Origin of the sequence: Rhodoferax sp. (genome assembly GCF_034520025.1) — a bacterium.
Taxonomy (GTDB): Bacteria; Pseudomonadota; Gammaproteobacteria; order Burkholderiales; family Burkholderiaceae_C; genus Allorhodoferax.
The window spans coordinates 1,867,501-1,870,000 of the sequence record NZ_JAXHNZ010000002.1; the positions used below are offsets into that span (position 1 = coordinate 1,867,501).

At 49.3% G+C, this 2,500-nt stretch carries 1 tRNA gene and 1 rRNA gene (both running past the window's edge); both read right to left on the bottom strand.

From position 1 onward, the window contains the following. Nucleotides 1-2,075 (bottom strand): 23S ribosomal RNA (locus tag U5L73_RS17180) (it extends 803 nt beyond the left edge of the window). A 389-nt stretch (nucleotides 2,076-2,464) separates the two neighbouring features. Beyond that, nucleotides 2,465-2,500, bottom strand: a tRNA-Ala gene (locus tag U5L73_RS17185); it runs 40 nt beyond the window's last position.

Here is a 2,500-nt window from a genome sequence, read left to right on the forward strand (position 1 = left end):
CAAAGTCCAATACAAAGCTACAGTAAAGGTTCATGGGGTCTTTCCGTCTTTCCGCGGGGAGATTGCATCATCACAAACATTTCAACTTCGCTGAGTCTCAGGAGGAGACAGTGTGGCCATCGTTACGCCATTCGTGCAGGTCGGAACTTACCCGACAAGGAATTTCGCTACCTTAGGACCGTTATAGTTACGGCCGCCGTTTACTGGGACTTCAATCAAGAGCTTGCACCCCATCATTTAATCTTCCAGCACCGGGCAGGCGTCACACCCTATACGTCCACTTTCGTGTTTGCAGAGTGCTGTGTTTTTAATAAACAGTCGCAGCCACCGATTTTTTGCAACCTCATTGGGCTCCATCCGCAAGGGACTTCACCTACTAAAGGCACACCTTCTTCCGAAGTTACGGTGTCAATTTGCCGAGTTCCTTCTCCTGAGTTCTCTCAAGCGCCTTAGAATACTCATCTCGCGCACCAGTGTCGGTTTGCGGTACGGTCGTGTGTAGCTGAAGCTTAGTGGCTTTTCCTGGAAGCAGGGTATCACTCACTTCGTCTGCAAGCAGACTCGTTATCACTCCTCATCTAAGCCCGGCGGATTTGCCTACCAGGCACGACTACAAGCTTGAACCAACATGTCCAACAGTTGGCTGAGTTAACCTTCTCCGTCCCCACATCGCACTACACATCGGTACAGGAATATTGACCTGTTTCCCATCAGCTACGCATCTCTGCCTCGCCTTAGGGGCCGACTCACTCTACGCCGATGAACGTTGCGTAGAAAACCTTGCGCTTACGGCGAGGGGGCTTTTCACCCCCTTTAACGCTACTCATGTCAGCATTCGCACTTCTGATACCTCCAGCACGCTTTACAACGCACCTTCACAGGCTTACAGAACGCTCTCCTACCACTTGCAATAAATTGCAAATCCGCAGCTTCGGTAACTGGCTTAGCCCCGTTACATCTTCCGCGCAGGACGACTCGATCAGTGAGCTATTACGCTTTCTTTAAATGATGGCTGCTTCTAAGCCAACATCCTGACTGTTTTAGCCTTCCCACTTCGTTTCCCACTTAGCCAATTTTAGGGACCTTAGCTGGCGGTCTGGGTTGTTTCCCTCTTGAGTCCGGACGTTAGCACCCGGTGCTCTGTCTCCCAAGCTGTACTCTGCGGTATTCGGAGTTTGCATTGGTTTGGTAAGTCGCCATGACCCCCTAGCCAAAACAGTGCTCTACCCCCGCAGGTAATACTTGAGGCACTACCTAAATAGTTTTCGGAGAGAACCAGCTATTTCCAAGTTTGTTTAGCCTTTCACCCCTATCCACAGCTCATCCGCTAGTTTTGCAACACTAGTCGGTTCGGACCTCCAGTACCTGTTACGGCACCTTCATCCTGGCCATGGATAGATCACTTGGTTTCGGGTCTACACCCAGCGACTAGACGCCCTATTCGGACTCGATTTCTCTACGGCTTCCCTATTCGGTTAACCTTGCCACTGAATGTAAGTCGCTGACCCATTATACAAAAGGTACGCAGTCACCCTTGCGGGCTCCTACTTTTTGTAAGCATGCGGTTTCAGGATCTATTTCACTCCCCTCCCGGGGTTCTTTTCGCCTTTCCCTCACGGTACTAGTTCACTATCGGTCAATGATGAGTATTTAGCCTTGGAGGATGGTCCCCCCATATTCAGACAGGATTTCTCGTGTCCCGCCCTACTTTTCGCAAGCTCAGTACCACACAGGTCATTTCACGTACGGGGCTATCACCCGCTATGGCCAGCATTTCCAGGCTGTTCCGTTATGTCTTGTGCTATCACTTGCAGGCTTCTCCGATTTCGCTCGCCACTACTTTCGGAATCTCGGTTGATGTCTTTTCCTCGAGCTACTGAGATGTTTCAGTTCACCCGGTTCGCCTCGCATACCTATGTATTCAGTATGCGATACCCCTAAGGGTGGGTTTCCCCATTCGGAAATCTCCGGATCAAAGCTAATTTGCCAGCTCCCCGAAGCTTATCGCAGGCTATCACGTCCTTCGTCGCCTATCATTGCCAAGGCATCCACCACATGCTCTTATTCACTTGACCCTATAACTTTGACCACTCTTGCGAGTATCTCAGTCATCTTCAAGGAATGTTTGACAGGTCTCTCACCTGTCGCGTTATGCCGTAAATGACATCACCACTTGCTTTCGCAAACAGTGAGCCTAATTACTTTCGAATTTCAAACAAAGTTTGATATTCATTTTGACGCAATCAAATATGTTGCCAACAACCACGCAAGGCACGGTCTGCACTAAACCTTTACGAATGTGCAGTTTCCTTGGCGCAGCTTAAAGTTGGCAACGCTGATTAAACTCTATAAATTGTTAAAGAACAGCCGGTTGATCAAGAGATCTTGATCAACAACAAAGCAGCCTCTTCATTGCAAGCAATGTAAAGCTACTTTGGTGTTGACTTCATGTGTATCGGAAGTTTGGTGGAGGATGACGGGATCGAACCGACGACCCCCT